Origin of the sequence: Agrobacterium sp. Ap1, from assembly GCF_017313375.1 — a bacterium.
GTDB classification, from domain to species: Bacteria; Pseudomonadota; Alphaproteobacteria; order Rhizobiales; family Rhizobiaceae; genus Neorhizobium; species Neorhizobium cellulosilyticum.
On record NZ_JAFLMY010000053.1, the window covers coordinates 1 to 4,672 of the forward strand.

Consider the following 4,672-nt stretch of genomic DNA (forward strand, 5'->3'; position numbering starts at 1 on the left):
CAACTGCCGTCATGACGCGAAAGCGCAAACAGCGGTCATGGCAACAAGATTTGGCCGAACGGTCCTTAGGGGCAAATGCACGGCTCGCTAGTTTGCAGCCTGAGTTGACCTGATTTTGTCACGCCGCTCTGTAGTAATCGATGCCTTCAGACCAAGCGCTTTTGCGAGCAGGCCGTGGCGCTGTGCCTCCCATTGCTGGGACGGAGAACACTCGCCGTGGTCCGAACTCACAGCGAGATTTATTGTCGCCCGGGCCTCGAAAGCACCCTCCAAAGGGCAGAGGAAACCAACTTAGCGGGGTAGCATCCGCATAATGCAGGTTCGCAGTCAGGCCAGTCGTAGAAGTCACCGTGATCGTTTGCCTATTGGTCATAAGCAGGAAGCTGTCGTCACCATCCCACGGAGGGAAGTTGATCGAGCATTTCACCCGAGCCTAGATCCAGGCTTCTCCGGGCCGATGCAATGTCGATCCAAAAAAATCGGAAAAGGATTGGGGCGCCTCCGCCGGAAGGTGTCGTTTCGAAGTGATCCCAGGTATCGGGAACGTCTTCCCTGAGCGGTAGGTGGAAGTACGTGCGATGCAGGTTATGAAGCTTCCCATCCCGTTCAAACGGCCGATGGCTGTCTCCTAACAACCGAAACCCCACTAGGTCGGTGAGGCCGGTCTCTTCGCCAAACTCCCGACAGGCGGCATCGATCAACTGCTCCCCCACTTCCACGGTGCCCCCCGGCACTTGAATGGGAACTTCAGGAAAATCGGGTTCTTCGAAAACCAGAAGTCCTCGCGAAGTTGTGGCGTAGATCAGGACTTTCTCGATCAAGGTTCCCTTTTCCACGATGTGGTCTCCGGTATCTACGGACGTCTGGAAAGTTGCGATAATGCAACTCGGTGCTCTACCTCAGTGTTACACCATGACGGCAAAGTACGTATTCCAGCCCTTTGTCACCATCGCTGCATGTCGATGATTGCCGTCGCGAATGGTGAGGCGACGATGTTGCCATTCCACATTTAAAGGCGGCAATTGTTTTGCGTCGGTCAGATCCATAGCGATATTGTGAATTCGCTCCAGCCAAGCTTCTTCAGGGACGTGGTAGTGCATTTCCGCTTCGGGGCCGCAGGTTCCTGACCAGCTTCGGAAGCTCAATAGGGTAGGACCTATCCAATAACGCTTGTGAAGCAAGAACCTGTGCGCAAGCCGGGATTTGCCCAATAACTGCTGCGAGGTAGTCTAGGATCTACTCCTGAAGCCTCCCTGTTTCTGCACTCGCTACGCAGCTTTGAAGATCAAACATACTTCACCAGCATCACCCCACTTCCTCGGGGATGAAGCCTCCGGTCTGCCGTTGCCAGAGGCGGGCGAAAAGACCGCCCCGCTCGATGAGTTCGTCTGGCCTGCCTTCTTCGATGATGCGCCCCTGATCGAGCACAACGATACGGTCCATGCTGGCGATGGTTGAGAGACGATGAGCGATGGCGATGACCGTCTTTTCTTCCATCACCAGATTGAGCTTTTCCTGAATGGCCGCTTCGGATTCGCTGTCGAGAGCGGAAGTTGCCTCGTCAAGCACAAGGATGGGCGCATTTTTCAGGAGAACTCGGGCAATCGCGACACGCTGGCGCTGCCCGCCCGAGAGTTTGATACCGCGATCGCCAACAAAAGCCTCATAGCCATTGCGACCCTCGCTATCGGCAAGATCGGCAATGAAGCCATCGGCTTTTGCCATCTTTGCGGCACGTTCGATCTCCTGCTGTGTCGCGTCAGGCCGGCCATAGCGAATATTATCGCCGATCGAGCGGTGAAGGAGCGCCACATCCTGGGCTATAACACCGATCGAGCGGCGCAGGCTTGCCTGCTTCACAGCTCGAATGTCTTGCCCGTCGATGAAAATCGCGCCTTCTCGTACATCGTAAAACCGCAGTAGCAGGCTCACGAGTGTCGTTTTGCCCGCGCCGGAGAGCCCGACAAGGCCGACCTTTTCGCCTGGCCGCAAAGTCAGGGACAACCCGTCGATAACGGGCTTACCGCTTTTATAGGCGAAGCGCACGTTTTCGAACCGGATTTCGCCACGATCGGCGATGAGATCCTTGGCATCTGTCCGATCGATGATTGTTGGCGGCGTTGTCATTACCGGCATTGCATCCTTAATGGTGCCGATCGCCTGGAAAATCTGCTGGCCCATTTGCAGGAAGGTGAAGGTATGCCCCGACAGCCGCTGGAGAATGTAGACCGAACCAACGAACTCGCCGACTGTCAGGAAGCCTTCCACCAGTCCGGAAAATCCGATCGATAGCATCGCCAGCCAGAGCGCCGTGTTGAGGGCGACCACGGTCAGTTCTGACGTCCGGTAGATCCGTTGTTCGCTATGTTGGGTCTGGACGGATTTTTGGATGACGCGACGGATAGCCCCGGCTTCGCTGTCTTCGGCCGCGAATTGCTTGATCATCTGCATGTTGCTGTAGAGATCGGTGATAGCGCCGGCGACCAGGCTGCGCTGCTTGGCCGTGGTGCGCGAGCGCTCGGTAAAGACCGGCGCCATTTTAACGGCGAGCGCTACATTGAGCGTGATCCAGATCAGGACTGGCACGGCGAGCTGCCAGGAGAGCGCGCTGAGCAGAACCATCGATCCGACCATTTGCAGCAGGAAACGCGGGATCGACTGAAATGCCGCTATGATTTGTTGCTGGACGGCTGACGCGACCTGGGAGAGGCGCGAAGCGACCTGTCCGGCGAATAGATCGTGGAAGAAGCCAAGGTCCTGCCGTTCCACTGCCTTGTGCCCTTGCCACTGGATGGCGGCCGGCATCCCAACCCCAAGCGTATGCGACTGGAGCGTGTTCAGGAGGAACGATGCGACCGGCAGCGCCGGGAATAGCAGCACCCCGAGAAAAGTCAGGAGCAGCCATTCGTTTCGCAAGAAGGCCGCCGCGCCCTGCTCGGTTACGCCATCGACAATGACGGAAAGCCCCCAGACAATGCTGAGGTTGATGGCCTCAATTGCCATGGAGGAAAGCGCCAGAGCGATAAGAACACCCCGGAACATTGAAATGAAGTGGAGAAGGACCGTCACGGGTCCCTTCGACGGAAGCGGCCGATAGGGGATATCCAGCGGCCGGATCATGGTTTCAAAGGGGCGATAAATCACATCTGAAATCGACATGGGCAACTCGGATTAGAAAAATTAGTAGGGACGGCAAAGGCAACGGGTGCCATCTCCCGACACAGCTTCGATCGAACGGGGCAACTGTCAGGGTCTTTGCAGTCAGCGTAGCCGGGCCATGAAATGCGCATCGACGTATTCACCATTACGGTAAGCGTTCTGGCGCAACGTGCCCTCGCGAACAAATCCGAACTTTTCGTAAAGCCGGATTGCCGGAGTATTATCGACAAAGACATCCAGTTCGATGCGCCGGATGTCATGCCATTTGTCGGCCGTATCGATCAAAGTGCAAAGGAGAAGGGTCCCAACACCCTTTCCTGCGAATTCATCATGCACGCCGATGCCAAAGCTCGCGACATGGTGCTGTCGGCCGCTCTTGCGATGAAGACCTGCACTTCCGATGATCCTGCCATACCATTCGGCGCAGATCAAAATGTCTGAAGGTGAGGCGCTTTCAATATATTTGCGGGTTCTCTCAACGCTCTGGAACGGCTGGCGCAAAGTACCGTAACGCACGCCCGGCAGGTTGAGAACTTCGGTTATGGCTTCGGCATCCTGGGGGCGCGAGCCCCGGACTACGACATCGTGGATATGAAATTTTGCTTGAGGCGGTGTATTTTCCTCGGGCAACATAATGTTCTCCTTAAAAAGCGGGAGAGCAGGCCCTTCATCGCCCTGCTCGTCTCGGCAGGGCTGGATGATGAAACGCTATTACCGCGCCAACCGTCCAACGCCCACCGGATAACCGGAGGTCATGGAATTACGGGCGGTAAGGTTCACGTTTGCGGTCATGGTGTAAAAATGCGTCCAGTTCGTGCGGTTGTCAATCAGGGATTGCTTTCAGCAAACCGGAGTAGTCAGCCTGAGCAAATGTCAGGATTTTCGCGACGCCTTTCTCATGTCTCTGAAGCGCAAATTGCAGTCATCAGGAGTTGGCTGTCAGCGTCAGGAAGCGACAAGCGAGCGGATCGGCGTCACCATGAGCTTTGAAAGCTCTGTGCATGCGTCACGAAGATCATCGATGCTGAAATAATGAAGTATACCTTCAGGTGCTTCGCAGGCGATCACCGCGCTGCCCTCGGTCCATGGGTCTGCGTGCAACTAATAGATGCTGTGTGCGAGAAAGTTTCGGACGCGAGCGACTTCTTCTACTGGTTCTAGAAGCTCATGGGCTCGGTCTGGATAAGTAGCCTTTATATATGTCCTCCAGTGAGAAATCACGGGGCCCTTCAAAATCTGCACTTGAACTCCAGCTCGCGTCAGGTGCTCTCTCATCGTATTTTCGAGAAAAGACCAGCAGACGAGTACCTGTCCGATCTCGAACTTGAGATCGTTCAATGTAGGGTGGATCGGTTCCGAAGCGCTCATCTTGCTTTTCTAGCCGACATTCTGATCTCCGAAAAGTCACCTGCGAAAACCACAAGCGCTGATAGAAATGCCAAAACCCGATGTAGCAGGCCTTCAGACATGCAGCTGTTGCCGGCACTGGACCAACTTCCGCCTTCCGCTTTGC

General features: G+C 55.6%; 4 protein-coding genes. All 4 read right to left on the bottom strand.

The features are described 5' to 3' along the window. Positions 1 to 389: 389 nt before the first annotated feature. The 4 genes from JZX87_RS30785 to JZX87_RS30800 all read right to left on the bottom strand — a co-directional run bounded on the left by JZX87_RS30785 (position 390) and on the right by JZX87_RS30800 (position 3,792). Positions 390 to 836, bottom strand: a complete 447-nt coding sequence (locus tag JZX87_RS30785) for an NUDIX hydrolase (protein WP_353654304.1) — start codon at positions 834 to 836, stop codon at positions 390 to 392. Positions 837 to 905: 69 nt separating this feature from the next. Beyond that, entirely contained in the window at positions 906 to 1,100 is a 195-nt protein-coding gene (locus tag JZX87_RS30790; protein WP_206829620.1) for a hypothetical protein, read from the bottom strand. A 205-nt stretch (positions 1,101 to 1,305) separates the two neighbouring features. Next, complete coding sequence (locus JZX87_RS30795) at positions 1,306 to 3,159, bottom strand: ABC transporter ATP-binding protein (RefSeq protein ID WP_206829621.1); 1,854 nt, start codon at positions 3,157 to 3,159, stop codon at positions 1,306 to 1,308. Between the two features lie 102 nt (positions 3,160 to 3,261). Further along, a complete protein-coding gene (locus JZX87_RS30800; protein WP_206829622.1) occupies positions 3,262 to 3,792 on the bottom strand; it encodes a GNAT family N-acetyltransferase in 531 nt (176 codons plus the stop codon). Positions 3,793 to 4,672: the final 880 nt, after the last annotated feature.

Coding starts and splice junctions, on each gene's coding strand:
- JZX87_RS30790 (WP_206829620.1), bottom strand. CDS start 1,100: ATGCACTACCACGTCCCTGAAGAAGCTTGGCTGGAGCGAATTCACAAT.
- JZX87_RS30795 (WP_206829621.1), bottom strand. CDS start 3,159: ATGTCGATTTCAGATGTGATTTATCGCCCCTTTGAAACCATGATCCGG.
- JZX87_RS30800 (WP_206829622.1), bottom strand. CDS start 3,792: ATGTTGCCCGAGGAAAATACACCGCCTCAAGCAAAATTTCATATCCAC.